The sequence below is a fragment of the Methanobrevibacter sp. genome, assembly GCF_045120835.1.
In the GTDB taxonomy this organism is placed as follows: Archaea; Methanobacteriota; Methanobacteria; order Methanobacteriales; family Methanobacteriaceae; genus Methanocatella.
Window position 1 is genome coordinate 14,767 of record NZ_JBGVFE010000001.1, and the last position, 22,057, is coordinate 36,823.

Annotated in this window: 20 protein-coding genes; 8 read left to right on the plus strand and 12 right to left on the minus strand. The window is 31.4% G+C overall.

The window, feature by feature from the left end:
• Nucleotides 1-2: 2 nt before the first annotated feature.
• Nucleotides 3-1,652 carry a coenzyme-B sulfoethylthiotransferase subunit alpha gene (gene mcrA / locus ACJMLO_RS00065; RefSeq protein WP_405292726.1) on the plus strand — a complete coding sequence of 550 codons (1,650 nt, stop codon included), beginning with the start codon at nucleotides 3-5 and terminating at the stop codon, nucleotides 1,650-1,652.
• 476 nt (nucleotides 1,653-2,128) lie between these two features.
• On the opposite strand, the gene ACJMLO_RS00070 is transcribed toward mcrA, so the two are convergent.
• Both ACJMLO_RS00070 and ACJMLO_RS00075 read right to left on the minus strand, forming a co-directional pair.
• Entirely contained in the window at nucleotides 2,129-2,977 is an 849-nt protein-coding gene (locus ACJMLO_RS00070) for a hypothetical protein (protein WP_405292695.1), read from the minus strand.
• Between the two features lie 250 nt (nucleotides 2,978-3,227).
• The gene (locus tag ACJMLO_RS00075; RefSeq protein WP_405292696.1) at nucleotides 3,228-4,052 is read right to left on the minus strand and encodes a hypothetical protein; all 825 of its coding nucleotides are present in this window, start codon (nucleotides 4,050-4,052) and stop codon (nucleotides 3,228-3,230) included.
• A 400-nt stretch (nucleotides 4,053-4,452) separates the two neighbouring features.
• Between ACJMLO_RS00075 and dmpI the strand changes: the two genes are divergently transcribed.
• Nucleotides 4,453-4,638: a 4-oxalocrotonate tautomerase DmpI gene (gene dmpI / locus ACJMLO_RS00080; protein ID WP_058738979.1), complete on the plus strand. Its 186-nt coding sequence runs from the start codon at nucleotides 4,453-4,455 to the stop codon at nucleotides 4,636-4,638.
• A gap of 25 nt (nucleotides 4,639-4,663) precedes the next feature.
• On the opposite strand, the gene ACJMLO_RS00085 is transcribed toward dmpI, so the two are convergent.
• Entirely contained in the window at nucleotides 4,664-5,122 is a 459-nt protein-coding gene (locus ACJMLO_RS00085; RefSeq protein ID WP_116592878.1) for a helix-turn-helix domain-containing protein, read from the minus strand.
• Nucleotides 5,123-5,193: 71 nt separating this feature from the next.
• Between ACJMLO_RS00085 and ACJMLO_RS00090 the strand changes: the two genes are divergently transcribed.
• On the plus strand, nucleotides 5,194-6,399 hold the full coding sequence (locus tag ACJMLO_RS00090; RefSeq protein WP_405292698.1) for an MFS transporter: 1,206 nt from the start codon (nucleotides 5,194-5,196) through the stop codon (nucleotides 6,397-6,399).
• A 177-nt stretch (nucleotides 6,400-6,576) separates the two neighbouring features.
• Here the strand turns inward: ACJMLO_RS00090 and ACJMLO_RS00095 are convergent, their stop codons facing one another.
• From ACJMLO_RS00095 to ACJMLO_RS00105, 3 genes are read right to left on the minus strand one after another with little or no spacing between them, the layout of a single operon-like run.
• Nucleotides 6,577-7,428 (minus strand): Sir2 silent information regulator family NAD-dependent deacetylase, encoded by an 852-nt coding sequence (locus tag ACJMLO_RS00095; protein ID WP_405292700.1) that lies wholly within the window; start codon nucleotides 7,426-7,428, stop codon nucleotides 6,577-6,579.
• 10 nt (nucleotides 7,429-7,438) lie between these two features.
• Nucleotides 7,439-8,215 (minus strand): protein-ADP-ribose hydrolase, encoded by a 777-nt coding sequence (locus ACJMLO_RS00100; RefSeq protein ID WP_288266799.1) that lies wholly within the window; start codon nucleotides 8,213-8,215, stop codon nucleotides 7,439-7,441.
• Between the two features lie 32 nt (nucleotides 8,216-8,247).
• Nucleotides 8,248-8,622, minus strand: coding sequence for a winged helix-turn-helix transcriptional regulator (locus ACJMLO_RS00105; protein ID WP_405292702.1), 375 nt, complete (start codon nucleotides 8,620-8,622; stop codon nucleotides 8,248-8,250).
• A gap of 201 nt (nucleotides 8,623-8,823) precedes the next feature.
• Between ACJMLO_RS00105 and ACJMLO_RS00110 the strand changes: the two genes are divergently transcribed.
• Nucleotides 8,824-9,228 carry a pyridoxamine 5'-phosphate oxidase family protein gene (locus ACJMLO_RS00110; protein WP_405292704.1) on the plus strand — a complete coding sequence of 135 codons (405 nt, stop codon included), beginning with the start codon at nucleotides 8,824-8,826 and terminating at the stop codon, nucleotides 9,226-9,228.
• 439 nt (nucleotides 9,229-9,667) lie between these two features.
• Nucleotides 9,668-10,354, plus strand: coding sequence for a hypothetical protein (locus ACJMLO_RS00115; RefSeq protein ID WP_405292706.1), 687 nt, complete (start codon nucleotides 9,668-9,670; stop codon nucleotides 10,352-10,354).
• Nucleotides 10,355-10,379: 25 nt separating this feature from the next.
• On the opposite strand, the gene ACJMLO_RS00120 is transcribed toward ACJMLO_RS00115, so the two are convergent.
• From ACJMLO_RS00120 to ACJMLO_RS00135, 4 genes are all read right to left on the minus strand, one after another.
• Nucleotides 10,380-11,261 (minus strand): CPBP family intramembrane glutamic endopeptidase, encoded by an 882-nt coding sequence (locus ACJMLO_RS00120; RefSeq protein WP_405292708.1) that lies wholly within the window; start codon nucleotides 11,259-11,261, stop codon nucleotides 10,380-10,382.
• An 813-nt stretch (nucleotides 11,262-12,074) separates the two neighbouring features.
• A complete protein-coding gene (locus tag ACJMLO_RS00125) occupies nucleotides 12,075-12,398 on the minus strand; it encodes a hypothetical protein (protein ID WP_405292710.1) in 324 nt (107 codons plus the stop codon).
• Between the two features lie 11 nt (nucleotides 12,399-12,409).
• Entirely contained in the window at nucleotides 12,410-12,658 is a 249-nt protein-coding gene (locus tag ACJMLO_RS00130; RefSeq protein WP_405292712.1) for a hypothetical protein, read from the minus strand.
• A 202-nt stretch (nucleotides 12,659-12,860) separates the two neighbouring features.
• Complete coding sequence (locus tag ACJMLO_RS00135; RefSeq protein ID WP_405292714.1) at nucleotides 12,861-14,843, minus strand: ABC transporter transmembrane domain-containing protein; 1,983 nt, start codon at nucleotides 14,841-14,843, stop codon at nucleotides 12,861-12,863.
• A gap of 686 nt (nucleotides 14,844-15,529) precedes the next feature.
• On the opposite strand from ACJMLO_RS00135, the gene ACJMLO_RS00140 reads away from it, so the two are divergent.
• A complete protein-coding gene (locus ACJMLO_RS00140) occupies nucleotides 15,530-16,720 on the plus strand; it encodes an ATP-binding protein (RefSeq protein ID WP_405292716.1) in 1,191 nt (396 codons plus the stop codon).
• A gap of 456 nt (nucleotides 16,721-17,176) precedes the next feature.
• On the opposite strand, the gene ACJMLO_RS00145 is transcribed toward ACJMLO_RS00140, so the two are convergent.
• Together ACJMLO_RS00145 and ACJMLO_RS00150 are read right to left on the minus strand one after the other, a co-directional pair.
• The gene (locus tag ACJMLO_RS00145) at nucleotides 17,177-18,178 is read right to left on the minus strand and encodes a hypothetical protein (protein WP_405292718.1); all 1,002 of its coding nucleotides are present in this window, start codon (nucleotides 18,176-18,178) and stop codon (nucleotides 17,177-17,179) included.
• A 1,000-nt stretch (nucleotides 18,179-19,178) separates the two neighbouring features.
• The gene (locus ACJMLO_RS00150) at nucleotides 19,179-19,316 is read right to left on the minus strand and encodes a hypothetical protein (RefSeq protein ID WP_405292720.1); all 138 of its coding nucleotides are present in this window, start codon (nucleotides 19,314-19,316) and stop codon (nucleotides 19,179-19,181) included.
• Nucleotides 19,317-19,833: 517 nt separating this feature from the next.
• Here ACJMLO_RS00150 and ACJMLO_RS00155 point away from each other — a divergent pair.
• Together ACJMLO_RS00155 and ACJMLO_RS00160 are read left to right on the plus strand one after the other, a co-directional pair.
• Nucleotides 19,834-21,078, plus strand: coding sequence for a DUF3100 domain-containing protein (locus tag ACJMLO_RS00155; RefSeq protein WP_405292722.1), 1,245 nt, complete (start codon nucleotides 19,834-19,836; stop codon nucleotides 21,076-21,078).
• A 248-nt stretch (nucleotides 21,079-21,326) separates the two neighbouring features.
• Nucleotides 21,327-22,057: RNA-guided endonuclease InsQ/TnpB family protein (locus ACJMLO_RS00160; protein WP_405292724.1), on the plus strand; the 731-nt coding region annotated here is incomplete at its 3' end.

Below are 22,057 nucleotides of genomic sequence, written 5' to 3' on the forward strand. Positions count from 1 at the left end.
CTTTGGAAGATAAGAAATTTTTAGACGCTTTAAATAAAAAGTTTAAAGGAGAAGACCAGGAAAGCGATCACACCAGTTTCTACTGCTTTGATGGATGGAAGCAATCTGAAAGAAAAAGGGAATTCAATGATGCTGCTGAAAAACTGGCAAAAGAGCGAAACATGCCTTTCTATAATCCAGACATTGGAGTGCCATTAGGTCAAAGGCAATTGATGGCATATAAAATCTCAGGCACTGAAGATTATGTTGAAGGGGATGATTTACACTTCTGTAACAATTCAGCCATCCAACAATTGGTGGACGACATTAAAAGAACCATTATTGTGGGAATGGATACTGCACATTCAGTATTGCAAGAGAGGTTGGGTGTTGAAGTAACTCCTGAAACAATCAATGAGTATATGGAAAACATTAATCATGCACTTCCAGGCGGAGCTGTAGTTCAAGAGCACATGGTAGAAGTACATCCGGGTCTTGTAGATGATTGTTATGCTAAAATATTCACAGGTAACGATGATTTAGCTGATGAGTTGGATAAAAGAGTGTTAATCGACATTAACAAGGAGTTTCCGGAAGATCAAGCTGAGATGCTTAAAAAATATGTTGGAAACAAAACATATCAGGTGAGTAAAGTTCCTACACTTGTCGTAAGGGCTTGTGATGGAGGTACCGTTTCAAGATGGTCTGCTATGCAGATTGGTATGAGTTTCATTAATGCATATAAATTATGCGCCGGTGAAGCTGCTATTGCGGACTTTTCATATGCTGCAAAGCATGCGGACGTTATTGGTATGGCTGCATTCTTGCCTGCCAGACGTGCGAGAGGCCCTAATGAACCTGGTGGTGTAGCATTCGGTACATTAGCAGATATAGTACAAACTTCAAGAGTTTCTGATGATCCCGCTGAGATAACTTTGGAAGTAATTGCAGCCGGAGCTGTTCTATACGACCAGGTATGGCTAGGTTCATATATGTCCGGTGGAGTAGGATTTACCCAATATGCCAGTGCAACATATACTGATGACATCTTGGATGACTTTATCTATTATGGTATGGATTATGTGGAAGACAACTATGGAATGTGTCAAGCTGAATTAAGCATGGATACAGTACGTGACATTGCTACTGAAGTAACACTTTATGGGTTGGAACAATATGAGTTGCCGACACTTTTGGAAACACACTTTGGTGGTTCTCAAAGAGCATCAGTTGTATCTGCAGCGGCGGGCTGTTCTGCAGCTTTTGCTACAGGAAATTCAAATGCCGGTGTGAACGGATGGTATTTAAGTATGATCTTACATAAGGAAGCTCATTCCAGACTTGGATTTTATGGTTATGACTTGCAAGATCAAGCTGGTGCGGCCAATTCTTTATCAGTCAGAAGTGATGAAGGTTTAATTCACGAATTAAGAGGACCTAATTATCCGAACTACGCGATGAATGTAGGTCACCAACCAGAATATGCAGGAATTGCCCAAGCGCCTCATGCTGCAAGAGGAGATGCATTTTGTACAAATCCTCTAATTAAAATCGCTTTCGCAGATAACAATAATACATTCGATTTCAGACATGTGAGAAAAGAAATCGCTAAAGGAGCTTTAAGGGAATTCATGCCATCTGGTGAAAGAGATATTATTATCCCATCAAGATAATTCTATCTCTTTTTTTATTTTTTTTATTACTCTACTTTAAATTTTCTCATTTAATCCTAATTATTGAAAACTTATTTTTAGAATCATGTACATGTTAACTTTGAAATAGAATTAATTTTCAACATCTTCATTGTTAATGTAAAAGGCACTCAACTAAATTAAAATCAAAAAAATTATTTTTGATTTAATCAATCGAAATTAAGAATTTTAGAAAAAGAGCAGATTATCTATAAGCGATGAGTCAGTAGGTCAAATGCGATAGTTTTAATAATGGTCTGTTTATAAGTTATAAAAGACTTCCAAAAATTTTATAATTATCAAAAAATAAATTTTTTAGTAGAGTTTTGCGGTTCAAATGATAAGGTTGCGAACTATATCATACGTTTTATACGAAATGTTCGTATTTCTCTCAAATAATCTAATTTAAATATTGTTAAATTTTGATAAAGTTTAGCAATAGGGTGTTTAAAAAATCATTATTTATTCATGCTTTTAATTTTCCGTATGAATAGTATTGCGATAATAATTCCAGTACCCCAAGTAAGAGCTTTTCTTACAATACTTTCAAATGATAAATCAATATTATTTAAGTTAATAACGGAATGTCCTGTTATCATGAAACATATTAATAAAAATATTGCACCTACTGAAAAAAGAAGTAGTAAACATCCACTTATTCTCCTAACTTCAAAAAATAAGACTTTATTAAGTTTGTCCGGTGCAACAGCAAGTATTTGGAAAATCAAAGTTACTAAAATCAAACAAATTGATAGTTTTGGATTATTCAATTTAAATGCATTGATATAACCAAAAAGTCCTATAGCTGCGCTCAATAATCCATACCATGCTGGAGTATAACCTAAAATAATATCTTCACCTTCAATGCAACTTTCATCATTAAAAACATCATCTCTAAAATATAATGCCAATGATGGAATAATGAAAGCAAATGAAATGACAAAGCCTAGAAAGACTTCATCCATTATATATGAAATTGTTATTGCTGCAAGCATTATTCCCGGAGCGAATGAAGCCAAAAACTTAGAAAAGAATTCATATGTATTTCCAAATCTGATGTCGGAGTCAAGTTTATATTTTTTCTCAAGTTTTTCATAAGTTAACATGCAGTACCACCAAGGAGCAAACAAAACAACATATAATGCCCATAATACTATTGTAAACCAACCACTGGGTGTGGTGGCCATTACTATAGCGAACAATAGGAGAGGAACAGTAAAAATCAGTATGTGGTATATTCTTTCCCTGATTGTTAAACTTTTAATATCAATTGGGAATAGTATTTTTAATAATCTTGAATTAACCATATGAACCCACAAGTAAAATATTTTTGATATAAATTTATTAGATTTTTATATTATTTAAATCAAAAGTAGATTTTTGCACGCCATATTATTGTGAAAAATCATTGTTTTCATGTTTAACCATGATTATTTCACGTTTCGCCTTAAGGTATAGAAGATTATCGGGGATGGTTTTTTACTAGTAGTCGATGTAAAAATAATTTAATTACTATATGTATTATCAACTATTCATTAAAAAAATAATAAAAGAAAATTATTTTTTCATTTTTCTTTCAATAGCTTTAACTCTGGATAATGGTACTTCAGCAGATTTAGCAACTACTTCAGCTCTCATTCCATGTCTTAAAAGATTTCTAATAATTCTAATTTGTTCTTGATTTACTTTATTTTCTGCATATTCATGTATTAAACTCATTCTATCACCCAACAAATCGCGTAATATGTTTTTTGTTTTTTCATCATCAACGAATTTGTCTACAATCAGCCATTCAATTCCATAAACTAATGCTTTAATTGATGGAGTTAATCCGTTTAAGTCGATTAATGTATTTACCACATATTCGACATAATCTTCAACACCATCATTTTTTTCAATGATGGGAACTAAAGCAAATAAGATCAGTTCTTTTCCAGATATTTCGGTATTGTCTTTAAGTTTGTCATTAATAGTATTAATAATTTCTTTACTGTCATAATCAGTTAAACTAATCACGTCATAAGTAAAGTCATTGTCTTTGTTCACTGTATATGTGATTTTTTTAGATTCTTCTGCAGTGGTAAAAACACATAGGTTAACTTCTTTTGGGATTGAATCGAATTTGTAGTCAGATATCGCTACATATATGTGGAATCTTTGGTGATGTTTTTTTCCAACTTTTGTTGATTGAAGTTCGATTATCAATATTTCATCATCCAATTCCAGTATTATATCTGGCACAAATGTCGTTGGATCTAGTTGACGCAATTCTGTTGTCATTATTTTGACTTTTTTGGATTTTTTACCCAAGATATCTAAGAATATTCGTGCATCTTCCTCACTAACCTCTTTAAATATCATGTCTTCCTGAAATTCTGACATCTAAAAACCTCTGAAATTAGTTTAATATAGTAATATATTTCTAATATTATTTAAATTTATCATTAAAATAATTTACATCATCTGATTTGAAAAATATAATGAAATAACATCAATTTTATAAATCTAAATCAATTTAATGAAGTGGGATAAATATTACGTGATGAAAACAATTTTTTAAAAAAAGAAACATAGAATTATGAAATTTTTCTATTGTTATAATGAAAGTTATTATGGGATATTAGTGTAGTAAATCGATAAGGTTGCGAACTATATTATACGTTTCATACGATTGTTCGTTATGGTCGTGGCTTTTTCAAGAAGGCATGGTTATTAAATTAAGTGGCATTCGTGCCACATTAACTTTTTATTAAGAAAAATTTAATTTTCAATTGGTGATAATATGCCAGTTATAAGTTTTGATATAGGAGAATTAACAAAAGAGCAAAAAGAAATTTTGGCAAAAGAATTCAGCGAATCCGCTTCAAGAGTCACAGGCCTTCCGATAGAAATGATATATGTGCTGTTCAACGAAAGGAAATTTGACAATGTTGGAGTCGGTGGTGTTCTTTTAAGTAATCAGGAATAGATGGATTTTTAAAAATTCATTCTTTTCATTTTAAATCCAATATTTCCTTATACATTTCTTTCAATTCTTTTTTTTCATATTCCGAATAATGTTCGTTGTCGACATCTGTTTCAAGAGCAAACAGTAACAGTTCATAGAATACCTTATTCAGTGACCTTCCCTTTTTGGTTAGGAAATATTGGGTATTTTTTGGATCATTGCCCTCATTTGTCTTGTAAATAAGGCCATTATCCTGCATTGTCTTAAGGCATCTTGACAGTGCCTTGTTGTCCAGGGAGGGTCTGTTGACTTTAAATTCATTGAAATGACTTTTTCCTAAAAACAGGTCTCTTAAAACATGCAGTGTCCACTTGTTGCTCATGAATTTGAGAGTGTCTTCTAGGGGGTTTCGCTCATATTTTTTTTCATAATATGCAAGTTTTTTCGGATTTAAAGTCATGTTTATTGTTATATATGTTTTAATATTAAGTTTTTTAGATGTCATTGATGCCACTTTATCTTTAAATACCCTATTTTTTAAATATTTGATTAGAAAATTTTAATTGGTGCGATAATATGAATGATAATGATATAATCATGACTAAATTCCTGGCGATACTGTTTGCGATATGTTCTGGTCTTGCAATAGGTAATCTGTACTGGGCCCAGCCGTTGCTTGTCCAGATAATGGATGGCTTTGGTCTTCCAGCGGCAAATGGGGGACTTCTGGTTACTGCAACCCAAATTGGGTATGCGATGGGAATTCTCTTTATTTTGCCTTTGGGCGATTTTGTTCGAAGAAAACGTATGATAGCCCTTGTAATGGTGCTTTCCGTATTGGCTTTGGTCTCCTGTGCCATATCACCTTCATTTATCATATTGTCACTGTCACTCTTCAGCATGGGGATTGTAACAATTTCCGGTCAAATCATATTGCCACTTGCGGGAGATTTGAGCCGTGAGGATGAACGTGGCCACATCGTTGGAATTGTATCATCTGGAATAACAACAGGTATCCTCTTTTCAAGGTTTGCAAGTGGTATCATTGCGGGATTTTGGGGATGGAGATCAGTTTATGTAATAGCGGCCGCTTTGAATCTGGGCATGGTTTTGGTAATGATTTATGTATTGCCGGAAATTCCTGCAAAAAACAAGTTCAAATCATATGGGAAACTTTTGGCAAGTGTTTTTACCACCTTTAAAAATCATAGGTCCTTGCCGAACATATTGCTGCACTCAGGACTGATATTCGGTTTGATTTTCAACATATTCTGGACTTCCTTAACATTTCTTCTATCCGCAGAGCCGTTTAACTATAACACGTTCCAAATTGGGCTTGTAAGTCTGGCAGGTCTTGCAGCGGCAGTATTTGGTGTGGGAATCGGAAAATTGCAGGACAAAGGCTTGAGCATACCTGCGCTCGGAGCGTTCATTGTGGTTTGCCTTGTTAGTATGGTGTGCGGCTTTGCATTCAGTGATTCAATAGTTGCCATTGTGATTGTTGCAGCGGTACTTTCAGTTGCAGTTCAGGGAGTAAGCGTCTTGACCCAGACAAGATTGTTTAACTTATCTCAGGGTGAGCGCAGCAGACTGAATACGGTTTTTGTTGTGAATAACTTTATATTTGGGGCTATCGGAAGTGCTCTTGCATCTCTTCTATGGTCATTAGGGGGATGGTCATATGTAATGATGGCAGCTAGTGCGGTTTCTGTTGCGGCATTGATTGTCTGGCTGTTTTCAAGAAGTAAATTTAAATATGCGGATGAATCATTGGATAATTAGTTATTTTTACTGATATATCCAGAATATATATTTTTTTATTTTTCCTTTTTATTATTACTATAATTCGAGTTTTAGTGGAAAAATCGATAAGGTTGCGAACTATATCATACGTTTTATACGAAATGTTCGTATTTTTTAGGTTAATTCAAAGATTATGTGTTCTGAAGAATTGATAATTTAAATCCTCGAAAGCCAATATGTAAATATTTCTGAAATTTTTTCATCAAAACAAATGGTCTTATCTTTGTTTTCAGGTATTGCTTGTGATGAGCTTCTATTTAACCTAATTAATGTGGTGTTTGGATTGTCATATGTCATCTGTTCAAATGGATATCTTATTATCGAAGGTGTGTTAAAGCCAACGCCCAGCTCTAAAAATACAGTGTTTTTGTCTTCATCAACATGTTCCAGATATCTGGAATAATTGTTATACATTTCCATCCATTTCTCATCTTCAACAAATGTATTGTCGACTCTTAGATTCAAAGCCATTTCCTTTCCACAGACCGGACACTTCGGTATTAAATCAGAGGGGATTCTACAATCGGCAATGTTTTTAATAGCTTTGAAGACAAAATCTCTATTTGAATATAGTTTTTCATGGCATGGTTCGCTGCATTGGAAAAGGCCATAGTCTCCCTGGGTTGCAAAAATCCTATCGTTTTCAAAACCATTTATCCAAAATTGATGTTCTACATTAGTCGTTAGGATGAAATAGTCCTTATTTCTAACCAGTTCTAATAATTGTTCATATAATTCGGTTTTGCCAACGGAGTATCTGTTCATGTAAACATGACGAGACCAGTAGGCCCATTTTTCCTCTGAAGTTTTGAATGGATAAAATCCGGAAGAATACATGTCAGTCAAGCCATATTTCTCAATGAAATCCTTGAAATTATCTTCAAAACGTTTTCCTGAATATACAATGCCTGCAGCTGCAGAAAATCCGGCACCTGCACCAACAAGAATATAATCTGCATAATCAATGGCGTCATATGCCTTGTCTAATCTTTTAACGAAATGTTCCATATTTTTCTCCCTAAAACAATAAATCCTTATATGTTGTATAGCTGTCATCTGAAAACACGTCAAAAATCACATGCTTTAAACTGGTTTCATTTGAATCCAAATATTCTTTAACAGTATCAATAGCTATTTTGGCCGCCAAATCTCGTGGAAAATTAAACACTCCAGTTGAAATACCGCAAAATGCCAGTGATTCCAGATTATTTTCACTTGCAATTTCCAAACAAGACCTATAGCAATTCTTTAATGCTTCACAATCGCTTTTTGATGGTTTTGAGCCATAAGGGATTGCAGGACCAACCGTATGGATTACATATTTTGAAGGCAGATTATAAGCGTTTGTAATCTTGGCTTTGCCCACTTCTTCGTCGTGTCCCTGCAGCTGCATCATGCTGTTGCATTCGTCTCTGAGTTGCACTCCCGCTGCTGAATGGATCATGTTGTCAATGCAATTGTGAAGGGGAATAAAACAACCCAATAATTTTGAATTTGCCGCATTAACAATTCCGTCAACTTTCAAAGTTACAATATCTCCTTGCCAAAGCAGGATTTTGCCGTTGACATCCTTTATATCCTCTACCGAAGTTAAATCTTTAGCCAATGTTTCAGCAGTTAGGAAATCATCCTGAACTTTTAGAAATTTGTCTGAAATTTTTAAAGGTATTCTTACATTCATTAAAGAACGAAGCAGATCTCGTTTAGCTTTATAGTCTTGTGGAATTTCAATTGCTTCATTTCTCTCATCAATCAAATAATTAATTAGAAAATCAAGTTGTTCTTCTCTATTCATCCAATTCTCCTTAGTTGAATAATATTTTATTGTTAATCAATATCTAATGTGTCTTTAAAAATCTTTATAAATTCTTCAGATTCGGCATCTGTTGCGGAATCATCTTTTTCTAAAGTGAATATGGCAAGTTCATAAAGAATTCTATTCATTTTTTTTCCTTCTTCAGTCAAGGAATATTCTGTTATTTTGGAATCATCCAAATTGGTTTTTGAAATCAATCCATTTGATTCCAAATCCTTTAAACATTCGGTTAAAACCTTATTGCTCAAATTAGGTTTATCCTTCTTGAATTCTTTGAATCTTTTTTTGCCGAAGAACAAATCCCTGATGATTAGAAGATGCCATTTTCCGCTGATGATTTTTAAGGTTTCGTTTACCGGACAGTAATTGCTTTCGAATTTAGCCATAGTATCACTTTTCCATTTGGATATGAATTTATCTATTGGCGATTATTAATAAAATTTTAGTTACGTAAAAGTAACCAATCACTCTAATCGATTATTAGTAACTTTAAAGTAACAAAAAGCTTATATTAGCTATAAAACCAATTTATAATTAATACTAAATAAAATAAAGCGATTTAGTATTAATAAATAATGGTGATATAAATGGAAGAAGTAATAAAATTCTTAACTGAAAATCCTCAGCAATATCTCGCAACTACAGGACTTGACGGAAACGCAAAAGTAAGGCCTATACTCTTCTACTTTGCAGAAGATAACAAACCATACTTCTGTACCAGCAACCAAAAGCCAATGTATAAGGAATTGGATGCAAACCCTAACTTTGAAATGACTGCAGCCACTCCGGAATTCCAATGGCTCAGAATTGCCGGTAAAGTCGAATTCATCGATGATTTGGAAATCAAGCAAAAGGTAATTGATGCCAATGATCTTGTAAAGGCATTATATGAATCCGGTGACAATCCGACATTTGAAGTATTTACCATTAAGGAAGGCAAAGCAACTATCGCCGACTTTTCCGGAGAGCCTCCAAAAGTTTTTGAAATTTAAATTCTGTTAACATTTATGTTAACACATTTCTTTTTTTAACATCAACATCACATGTTGATTTTTAAACTTCTTGATATAGGTTTTTTTTAACTCTTATTTTTAATATTCTAACCATTAATGTTAATGATGATTTATTTAATCCAATTCATGGGTTAAAACAATTTTCAAAAAGTTTATAATTAATTAAAATAAATTTTTTTAGTAGAGTTTTGTGGTTCAAATCGATAAGGTTGCGAACTATATCATACGTTTTATACGAATTATTCGTATTTTTGGAGTTTTGTCAATATCTAGGTGAATATTGAAAGATATCTAGTTTCTAATGATGATTGGGATAGAATATACTTAAATATATTTTCCATAGTGATTTTATGCAGGCAAAAGATGTAGACTCTTAAATTGACAATATTTAATAGGCATATATTTCAAATTGTTATTTATGTCAAATATCGATTGGTTTAAGTTTGAAAACAAGGATTTGGATTTTCCGATTTATAAAAAGAATCCTCATATTTCAAAAAGAGGCTGGATTGTATTATTCATTGCCCTGGCGATAGGTTATGTTTTTGTACAGGGATCACAGATTTGGCAGGGAATAATATCATGCATCGTCCTTATCGTTCCGGTATTATACTTTTTGAAATGGGATTATAAAGCTATTTTTCAAAAACCTGCCTTAAAAGATGTTGCTTTGGCCGTAGGTCTTTTCATTGCATACATTTTATATGCATATGTAATGACTATAATCTTATCAAACTTTGGAATAGCAGGTAATTCGGATGCTTCGCCGATTACGTTCATTGATATTCCTCCGTTGTTATTTTCATTGATGGGTGAGGAATTTATTAAGTTTATTCCATTCATTTTCTTTTTGAGAATTTTCTTTAAATACACTGATAATCGTAAATTATCCATAATCGTATCAGTACTTGGTGTAATGGCCCTTTTTGCATGCATTCATGCATATGATTTAAAAATGCTTTTGTTTGCATTATTTATTCAGGGTTTAGGTTCAATATTTGAATTTATAGGATATATCAAAACAAAAAATGTCTTGATTTCATACATTACTCATTTGTGTACAGATGTGTTTATTTACCTGATTATAATTATGGGGATTGGATAGAAGTAAAATTTACTTCAATATCCAATTAAATCAATTTACATTTCTCTGTTTTTTCGCTAAACCATCCTTTTTTGTTACCTATGTAATATAATGCAAATGCAGTAATTAATGTAACGACGATTGTTGATACGAAATTGGTCATGTCAATTGTTGATGTGGACACGTCAAATCCTAAAGCCACAACCATAGCGATAGTAAAATTATTTGCGCTATGGAACGCTGAACCAGGTTCCAAACCGTTTGTCTTCCAAGCAAAAAATCCTAAAACAAGTCCATCAATAAACACTCCAATTACTCCTAAAATACTGTAGGGGTGCATTAATGCAAAGATTGCCGCTTGAGCAATCAATGCCAGGACAGGTATATTAAACCATGATCCTATAGTTTGCATTACAAAACCTCTCAACATGTATTCTTCTGCAATACACTGGAGGGGGATGATTATTAAGCATATAATGAAGAATGTTGGTGTTAATGTATTTGGACCCTGTCGTCCGGTTATCATGGCAGCTATAACCTGATATATTATGGATATTGCTAATGGAATGGTTAAACATTTAAAGTAAAGTTTCCAGTTCCATCCTCCGCGGGATGAGGAGTATGATGAAAAAGGTCTGTCACGAACAATCCTGGAAGCAATATATATTGAAGGAATGAAAATGGCTACAGACAGATAACTTATATAGCTTCCAAGTTCAGAATTCAATGAACTATATCCTTCACTTACTAAAGGAGAAATAACATCAAAACCATAGGCTATGCCAAAAATTGCAAATATCAAAGTTTGTAATACTAAATAAACAATTGCTCCAATCAGAAGTACAAGCAAGGGTTTATACCATTTATACTTTTCAAAAGTTCTCGGAAAAGTAATAAACTCTGGGAATTTATCATCGTTTTCGTTCATAATCATATATTTGTTTAAACTAAATATATTTACTTAACTGATTGGAAATATTAATGAGCACAGGGTTTGGTGTGAATTTCAAAAATTTTATAGTTATTGGGAAATAAATTTTTTATTAGAGTTTTAATGATCCGAATCGATAAGTATCGGAACTTTTTTATAAGTTTTATACGAATTATTCGGCACTTTCAAAAACTTGTGTGATTTTTTTCTTTTTCATTTTTTATGTTCCAATAATTTAATTTTAGCATAAATCGGCTTAAAAGACATAATTATATTTTCATTGTTCTTTTTATGTGTTTTGGGAATATTTTTTGGAATATATTTTCGATTTTATTGTTCGTTGATGGAATATTTGTGTTTTCAAGGTGTGTCGTTAATTTTTTAAAGTATGGAATGATGAATTTCCATAGGATTTTATCTGTGAACTTGTTTTTTGGGTATTTTTTATCAATTAGTGCATCACATAGTTTTTTAGCATCCTTAAGTGTTTTTGCATCTAATTTTGTAAATGTCTTGTTTTAAATCAGTTAATAGTTCTTTTTCTTCATCGGTTAGTTCGTTTTTGTCGAAATAGTCTTTAAATCTTTTCATGTTTTGTTTTACGTGAAATTTGCAGAAATGATGTTTTACTTTTAATTTGTCTATTGATTCTCGATATTCGTGTTTTAAGTCTGTTCCTATTGATATTTTCTTTTGATTGCGTAGTGATTCGTTTAAATATTGATAAATGGTCTTGGAATCTTCTGATTCGACCAATTTGACGGAAACTAATGTATTCAGTTTAACGTCGAATAATGCTAAAAGGTAGTTCTAAATTCCCTTGATTTTAACCCAAAGACTGTCAAATAGGTAATAACCAGAATAAGTCCAATTTTGATAGTTAAATTGATAATTGGATGCTAATAATATGTTTTCTATGCTTTGATGTGAGATTTCGATGTTGTGTTGTTTTTTTAAGTCGAATAGTATTTTATGGAGTCTAGCACCATAAATCTGATATAAATTTTCAATACAATCAATAACTGGCAATGTTATGTTAGAATTTGGATAAACAATTGATGACAAATCAGTGTAGAATACTTTACCGCATTTTTTGCATTTATACTTTTGAATAGTACAAATTTGTTCCCCCATTCTTAAAAAAATTAGTTTTCTTTCATAAGTCCCATTTTTAACAGATTTTTTTGACTTACAACTTGGACAAATAGTAACTCTATTCTTAAAATTTTGCCATGTTTTTCAAGTCTAATCAAATTATTATCAATGGATTCACATCCAAAACGGGAAAGATCATCATATTCACAGAATTCAAAAAACTCAGGTACAAAATCGAAAAATTTAAATTGTTTTGACTCCATATATTCATATGGAGCTTTTGTTTTGATATTGGTCATATTAATATATTAGCTCCACTTAATATATTAATTTTACTGCTTTTAAATTAAAAATAAAGAAAAAATAGAACGAAAAAATTTCGTGACTCAAAAACTAGTGAAAATTCAAATCACACAAGTTTTTGAAAGAGACAATTATTCGTATTTTTGGTGTTTTGTCAATATCTAGATAATATTAAAAAGATGTCTTGTTTCCAATAACCTATTCATTGTCTTGAAATTCGATTATTTCAAATATTCTTTTAATGCTGGAAAATGAGGTTTCAAGAGTAGTTATTGAAGCACTTACCTTTTTAAAAGGTTTTGTCAACAATTGCCCATAAATAATAACTGCCAATAAAGTACCTAATTGTATTTCATTGGACACCAGGAAGTAAAAACCTATAATATAAACTGTAATATTGCTTATATTTGTCAAAAAGGTTGTTGTCGGTAGTAAAACATTAGAAATATTCCTGGATTTTATGAAATTATCAGATACAATTTCATTGATTTTTTCAAATCCTTTTTCGTGATATTGATTTCGATTGTTTAGACTTCTTTCAAAATAGCTCATCATACGTCCCAACTGTTTTTGATGATTCTCATAGGGCTTTTTGGATTTGACATCACACGAATAAAAACAGGCAATATAAATCGGTAAGGCTATCAGATATATCAGGCTTAACCTCCAGTCGGTTGTTAGTATCAGTATGATTACGAAAATTATGGAGAGGAATTGTGCAAAGATCTCTGAAATATGAATTGTAATAAACTCTCTGATATTCATCAAATCATTGTTTATTCTGGAAAAGATATGTCCTTTAGAGTTTTGCTGAAGGAATTTTGAATCGATAATATCCAATTTGTCAAACAGTTCCATTCTTAAATTATAGGCTATTTCTTCTCCAATAAAAATCATAAAACGATTTGATGGTAATTTTAACAGATTACCTATTAAATACAATCCGAACAATAATGCAATGCTTGTGAAAATATATGCATCATGAGAATAGTTCGTATTGCTTACTATTAAGTTAATTATATTTCCTGCAACTTTAGGGGCATAGACAAGGCACAATGTGGATAAGGTAAGCAGAATCATTGAAATTATTGATTTAATCCTGTGTTGATTTAACACTTTATTGAATTTTCGAATAATCTCCCGTCTGTCAACAAATATGTTATTTTCATCTTTTCCAATGTCTTCTTCAATAATTTCTATTCTATTTAAATTATCTGCATTTCGACTTATAATCTTATCTTCTAAAGTCAGAACCTCTTCCAGACGTACGGAAGTGGCATATGAACGGGGCCATCTCTCAATTAGGGTCGGAACAACTGCCAATGTGGTCAAAAAGTATAATAGATATTGTATTATGACCACCGAATCAATTGCACTTTCCGCTTCAAAACCTATATGGAATCCGGAACACATCATTGCCAATAGAATCACAATAACAACATCCAAAACCAATAACAATACAGGGCCGAGGGAATATTGGCTTAATTGATATTTGATGTTTTTATCATAAGAATCATCACACGCCTTTTTAAACTCATCCTCAGTTTCATGTTTTTTAAATGGGATATTATTGGCTAAATTTGTGATTTTGGACATGAATAACACATTAAGTTTTCCATATGTCTTTTTAGCCTTAAAGTATATGTCTGTAATCTGCTTTAATCTTAAAATTAAAATTATAGATATTATAATGGTAAATGTAGCAAAGAGAGCTGCAAAAATCTTATCGATGAATGCTATTTCAATAGTGATTGCTATAAATACGAATGGAATTATTAGGAAATGCTGAAGCATTAGTATTATGAATCCCTGTTCGGAGTACATTCCCCTGGTGGATCTTGAAATCAGACCGGTGATTTTAAATTTGGTTATTTCTTCATCAGGCAAGTTCATTAAAATATGAAAGATTTTCTCTCGTGTGCTGTAAGCTGCTTTTGATGAAACTCTGGTTGAGAGAAAAGAAATTGCATAAAGTATAATCATTGAAAGTATTGTATATATTATCATTAATGTTCCGTCATCAAAAAGCAGATTTATCTTTTCGCTTTTAAGGTCTTTTAAAGCGGAACCGAATATATTAATGATTTCTATTTGAAAAATAGTTTGAAGAATCACTAAAAGCAAAATAATCAATAGTGTTTTCCATTGTGATTTCAATGCAAACTTCAAAAATTTTCTCATGAAAATAGTTTGGATTTTAAAATTAATATAGATTATTTTTCAATACCCATTCAGCATTCAAAATGTGAAATATTCTTAATCGGATAATTCTTACGAGAAATATATTTGCTCATTTAGATTACAAAATATTTGCAATTATTCTTTAGATAATATGGTTATTAATTTTTACATGTCTTAAACATAATAATATTCATGGTTAAAAAAAATACAAATAAGTTTCCGGATTATATTACTTTTCAAAAGTTCTCGGAAAAGTAATATACTCTGGGAATTTAATATCCATTTCGCTCATGAATAACTATTTGTTTAAACTAATTATATTAGTTTACCCATTAATTATCCAATAAATAGATTTTGTGAGTATTTCAAAAATTTTATAATTACCAAAAAATAAATTCTGTATCAGAGTTTTAGTGCCCGATTTTGATAAGTATCGGAACTTTTTTATAAGTTTTATACGAAATGTTCGTATTCAGTTCAAATAATTCCGTTTAAAGTATTGTTAAATTTTGTTGATAATGTTTACTGAGATATCATGTTTCAAGTAAATTGATTTAATTACATATAATGTAAAATTCATTATCTTACATTATATAATTCAAATTGAATTACATAGTATTATATAATCCAATTTAGAATATATAATATTATATAATTCAAATAGGATTACATTATGGGTGATAAAAATGGCGATAGCTTGGGGTACAGAAAATAATCTTGATGATGCATTATTTTATAATAGAAAAGAAGATTTAGAATTCTTAACAAATATTTTAGATAGTTCTCAATATGGATCCACACCAACAATACTTTTAACTGGTATAAGAGGCGTTGGAAAAACTGCATTAATGAATAAGTTGAAAAATGATTTTAAAGATGAATATTTGGTAATTTATATGGATTTGTCACTTTCTGATAAATATCAAAAAGGCGAATTTACAAGAGAGGCATTCATGGAATTATTATATAAGGAATTAATAAATGCATGCAATGAATTCGGATTGAAAACAATTGATAAAAAAATAGAAAAATATGTTAAAACACATGATATCAAACTTATCAAAGAAATTATTTCATATGAAAATGTGCCAGTACCTATTCCAGGATTAAAAGATAATTATTCTAAATTAGCTAGTTTTGTCATGGATTTACCTCAAAAAATTTATGAAGAATATGAAGATAAATTGAAAGGGGTTTTCATATTCATCGATGAATTTCAAATTATTAAGGATTTAGATGAATATAATAACTTTTTATGGTTTTTGAGAAGTATTGTACAATCACAAAAAAATGTAGCTTACATGTTTACTGGAATTATGAGTATTAAAGACTCATTAATTGAAGATATTGCCGGAAAGAATGGGGCGTTTGGTGGTAGGATGTTGTCAGTTGACATATCCCCATTTTCATATGAAACAACTAAAAACTATCTGAAAGAAAGGGCGGATTTTCTAGAATTTAGTGATGATGGATATGATAGATTTTATAAATGCACTAAAGGGGTTCCATTTTACATTAATACCTTTGCAAGATTAATGTCCTCAGATAAACTATTAACTGAAGAAGTTGTTAAAAAAGAGTTTTATAAAGCTCTCCCATATTTAGCAATTCATTTAAAGAGCATGTGGGATAAATTAAATTTCCCAGAACAAAAAATCATTGTTCAACTATTAGATAATCCTTTAAAACGTGTTGAAATTGCTAACAATCTAAATATTACTTCCGGAACACTTTCTAAACCATTAGTTAAATTGCAGGATATAGGATTAATAGAGATTAATGATGAACGAAAATATCAAATTGTTGATTCGATATTAAGATTATGGTTAAAAAATGAATATGATACAAAGGGGGTTTATCCGTATAGGGTATCCTAAATTTTATAATCGGTGAAAAATAAATTTTGTATCAGAGTTTTAGTGGTTCGAATCGATAAGGTTGCGAACAATATCATACGTTTTATACGAATTGTTCGTGTTATTTTTGGGTTTCTTTATATAAAAACAAGTCGATGAAGGTCTTTGAAAACTCCGGTTTTCGCGAGGCCTTTTCCCCATAGACGGCTACAATTTAATTACCTTCAATTAAAATCGATGAAGTTTATATATTCTAGCCAATCATATAATAATATATGGGAGTTACTTTTAAAGTAAACCTCTATTGGGCGCAAAATCTATTATATTTAATGTCTAGGAATTACGGAGATTATTCTCTGCAATAAGACATTAATTCACTATTTTTAAAATTTTAATGTTTCTACCAAAATCTTCTCTACAAAAATCTTAAAATTATAATCCGGGAATAACTCCCGGATGAGTAAATTAAAAATATAACTATAGATTCATTCTTTCATACAAATTATCAGCAAATATAAATGCATTGCTATTACCACTGTCATGTCCAAATTTCACAACATCAATTAATGTAGCGTACAGATAGGAATCCAATTGGCCTTTTTCAGTTTTTAAGGAATAATGATCCATCTGATTTAATATGTCTTCTACAGATGCCGGAGTAACATTGTATCCACAGTTTTGCAGTGCATGGGTTGCAATTAATATTGTTTCATCAACGCTGGAATGATGTCTGTATACTTCTACAATCAAATCAAGATAGCAGTAATGGCAGTCAGGACGTGAAACAAATGTTTTTCCGTTCTTTTTAGTGAATAATTCACTGTATTTTTTGGCTTCACTGGTGATTGACTTGTGGAAATCCTGGGCTTTCTGCATTTCGTTTTTATAATATGTGGAATTCATTTCATATTTCTGTGTGTAGAGTGTTCCGTCAATCATCTGATACATCATGGCCTGCACTTCACTGAAGGATAATTTGAACCCATGGTCCCTCAATACGTTGGTTGCGATTATCACTGTGTCTTCAGGGGAATAGTGTCTGTAGATTTCTAAAACAAGATCCTTTGCAGAGTATGATTTGCCGTCGCCAATTTTTTTATGAGTGTTTTTATCAAAGAACCTGTTGTATTTTGCAATGTCTTTTTTAAGGGAATTTTGTTTTTCAGGGGTTGTGTCAATGTGTTTAAGGGAAGTTTGTTTTTCAGGAGTTGTGTCAATGTGTTTTGGACTGTCTTTAACGACATTTGCGTTTTGGACTGTCTGAGTTTCACCTGCAACGGCGGAAGTGTTGGAGTTGTCTGCAACCACATTTACATCCGCAGCAGCTTCAGGTGTGGTATTGGTTATTTCGTCTATCGCGCATTGATGATTTGTGTGGATGGAATCATCAATGGTACCGTTAATGTCAGTGGCTGAAGCACAGCCAACAGCGACAATTAACATTAATAATGAAATTGAAAGAATTGCTATTTTTTTCATTTAAATTACCTTTTAGATTTTTTAGGAAACTTGTCGTCTCACCATTTACTCTATTAAAGACCATATATAAAGTTTTTCGAATGTAAGTGCTCACTTGCATCTTTAAATCTTAAAAAAATAACATATTATTAGTATTTTAAAAAATAGCTTTATAAAAAAGTGGAATATTCAAAAAGCACCCTCCTGATCAAATTATTTTGGTTCAATCACAGACAAATTCAAACAACATATTTATAATGGGCTGCAATCAAGCATAAAAAATACCAGACGAATATTTCTAATGAGAATATGCTTATTTATGAAAATTTTTAAATACGGTTAGGACATTTAGTTTTCATTATTGGTGGGTGATGGTATGGTGGATTGGTAAATCCACTCTAATTAATTCAGTCAATTAGTCAAATAATGTCACAAATTAAAATTCCACTTCATTGAAGTTCATTTTTTAGAAATCCTCACCTTGAAAACTGTCAACCTAGATCTGATTCATATCCCTCGTCAATTAGAAAAATGCTTCTTATATTCTTAGCCAATGTAGGTAGGAATATAAGTGGCTGCTAAAAAAATAATGCAGTCAAGAAGCATTTCTACCATCAACTCACCTTCCTTAGGAGGATAAAAGATTTGGATGTCTGTTTAATCAATTTGATTACTCCTAATTTGTAAAAATTTTTATCAGTTCCAGAGTACTATTATTTATTACTTTTTTTATATAAAGTATTACTTTTAGATTTTTTATAAACTTTTATATATTAAAACAATTAACTATTATTATTGGATGTTTGTTAGGATTCAATTTGAATTTCTAATTTTAATAATGGTTTAGGGTTTGTTTAACCCTATTCTTATTATTATATTCTTTTTGTTTTAGAAAATAAATTTCTCATGAGAGTTTCGGTGGTGAAACTATAAGAATCGGAACTTTTTTATTAGTTTTATACGAAATGTTCGTATTTATTAAAAAAGAAGAGATAATGGTTATTTACTACATTATTTCTCTTTAAATTCTTCTTTTTTGTTTTCGATTTTTCCTTCCAAGGTATATTAGATGGGCTGTTTTTTCTTTAAAATCAACTAATTCAAGATTATCTTCATCGTCATTGTCATAAAGATTTATAATCAAATCGTTTTTAGCCATTAGATTTTCAATTGGCTCCTTAAGTATATTACTGTTTGTCTTATATAGGATAAAGTCTTCAGATACTTCTTCATTTTTAATTTTTAAAGCATCTGATAACCTGTCAATTTCTAAATCAGCATCTTTTAAAACTTTCTTATATGTAAATTTTTATATATGTACCACTATTAAATATTTATATGTAAATAATGAATTTTATTTCATATTTTTAAAATTTAATATGAAATATCGGATATTTAGGAATAAAATATCTTTTCAAAAAGAGTGAGTATATATTTTTGCTTGTGCATATGCAACTGAAGATGAATCAACTGATAATGAGGAATCTGTTTGATAAGGTATTATTTAAAACTATGGGGTGGATTTTATTTCTAAAAGTCATTCACAATTCTTTAAAAGAAAATACTGGTATAGACAATACAGATATAGGCGGAAAGTGGATAGGGCCATTAAGAATATTCCGCCATGGAAGGAGAATAAACTACATATTACTATATTGATTATAGTCATTATTTCAATGGCTATTGGTGTTATAAATATTAAGATAACGGACACCATCAGTTTCTTATTATTGCCTTTAATCTACTCTTTAGTTATGGGATTAGCTCTTTATTTAATTAAATCTGTTAAGTTTATAGGTCCTAAGCAAGCCAAAGTAGCTGAGGGAGTAATGGTTCTGCTAATTGGTGTTTTACTTGCTAAATTAGCCATTTCAAGTGGCCAATCCATTTCCGCTATTTTCAAAGTGGGTCCGGCATTGCTCTTGCAGCTTTTAGGTGATTTGGGCACTCTTATAGCATTGCCCGTTGCTTTGCTTTTAGGCTTTAGAAGGGAAGTCATCGGTATGGCAAGTTCCATTTGCCGTGAACCTAACCTGGGAATCATCATAGACAAATACGGTTTCAAATCTCCAGAGGCACGGGGAGTTTTAGCCATTTTTGTTATAGGATCAATCATTGGAACTCCTTTCATAAGTTTATTGTCAAGCATATGTACTTCAATCATACCATTTCATCCCTATGCCTTTGCAATGGCATCAGGTATAGGAAGTGCAAGTATGAATGCCGCTGCATTGGTCCCGTTAGTGCATATGCACCCTGAAATTGCCACTCAATTGGAAGCTTTTGCAGGATGCAGTAATATTCTTTCATTCTGTCTGGGAATTTACATGTGTATTTTTATTTCCTTGCCTATTGCGGAAAAATTGTACAAGTGGTTATCTCCAATTTTAGGTAAAGGGGATGCACATATTGATGATGGTAATGATCATGCTCCTGATGCGGCAAAAGATGATGATTCAGATGGATTAAGTTTAGGTAAGCTTAGAAGATGGGCCACATTGCTTTTAGCATTTTCAGTCATTGTAACTGTTGGAAATTTTGTCGGGTATCACACTCCATTAATTGACACATTTATTGGAATGATGATTATTTCAATCGTTACTATTGTGGGTATGGCTCTTGAAAGAGTTTTTCCAATCCATATACCCTCAATTGTCTTTATAAGTATTATAGGTTTGCTTATTGCGATTCCAGGTATGCCAACTGCTGATTTAGTGGCTCATTATGTTTCCAATGTTGAGTTGACTACAATCTGTACCGCATTTTTAGGTTATGTTGGTATTTCAATCGGTAAGGATTGGGAAGAGTTTAAAAAGATTGGTTGGAGAGGAATCATAGTTGCTTTTATTGTTATTACCGGAACTTACCTCGGTTCTGCAACTATTGCAAATCTGACTTTGTTTGTAACAGGAATGATATAATCTATCTTTTCCTTTTTTATCTAATATGTGAAAGAATACTCCGACCTCTTTAGGTTGGAGATGAATTTCACAAAAAGAGGAGCATATTTTTTTCATATTTTTTTTTAATATTGATTAGTTTTCAAATGCTCTCTCACTTTCTTTATATATGTATTATAATCATATATGCTTTTTGTAGAGTGTTTACTTATTAAAATCTCCTAAATTTGGAGTTTTTTTTATAGATTTAATGTGAAAAGGTGTTTTTAATGGTTGATGTTATGACTTGTAAGTGTCGTATTAATCCTAATTGGGATATGAAGATTGCTTTTTGGGATGCTTTTGGAGCTTCCCGTTTTGTTAGCAATAACATTAGAGAAAACGTTAGACAAGCAAGAATTCACAACAAAATCATCGATAAAAATTATCCTGAATCAAAGGATGAAAAAATTAAGATAAATCGAAGCTTTTATAACGATTGTCTACGTGAATTAAAGCATGAAAATCCATTTCTGTATGAAATAGACTCTACTGCTTTACAAAACTCCATAGAACGCCTACAAAGAGCATACCAACGCCATGATAAAAAGTTATCTGGCGAACCAAAACTTAAAACATTGAAAAATCCAGTGCAATCATTCACAATTAAAAATGTAAACAACAGCATACGAATCCAAAACAAGTATATCAGACTAAATAAATACGGTTTCATCAAATTACGTGGTCTGAGACCAATAATGGGCAGAATACAAACCGTAACCATCATATATGATAAAGGAAGATGGTATGCATCAATAACTTATAAGTTAGAAATCCAAATAGGTCCGCTTCCATTAACAGGTAAAAGTGTGGGAATTGACGTTGGCTTAAAAAATTATATCACATTATCGACGGGAGAGGTGATAGCCAAACCAGACACCAGCGATTTAGACGATAAAATAAAAAAACAACGTAAAATAATATCTCGAAGATTTGAATCTTCACCATATGGAAGCAACTA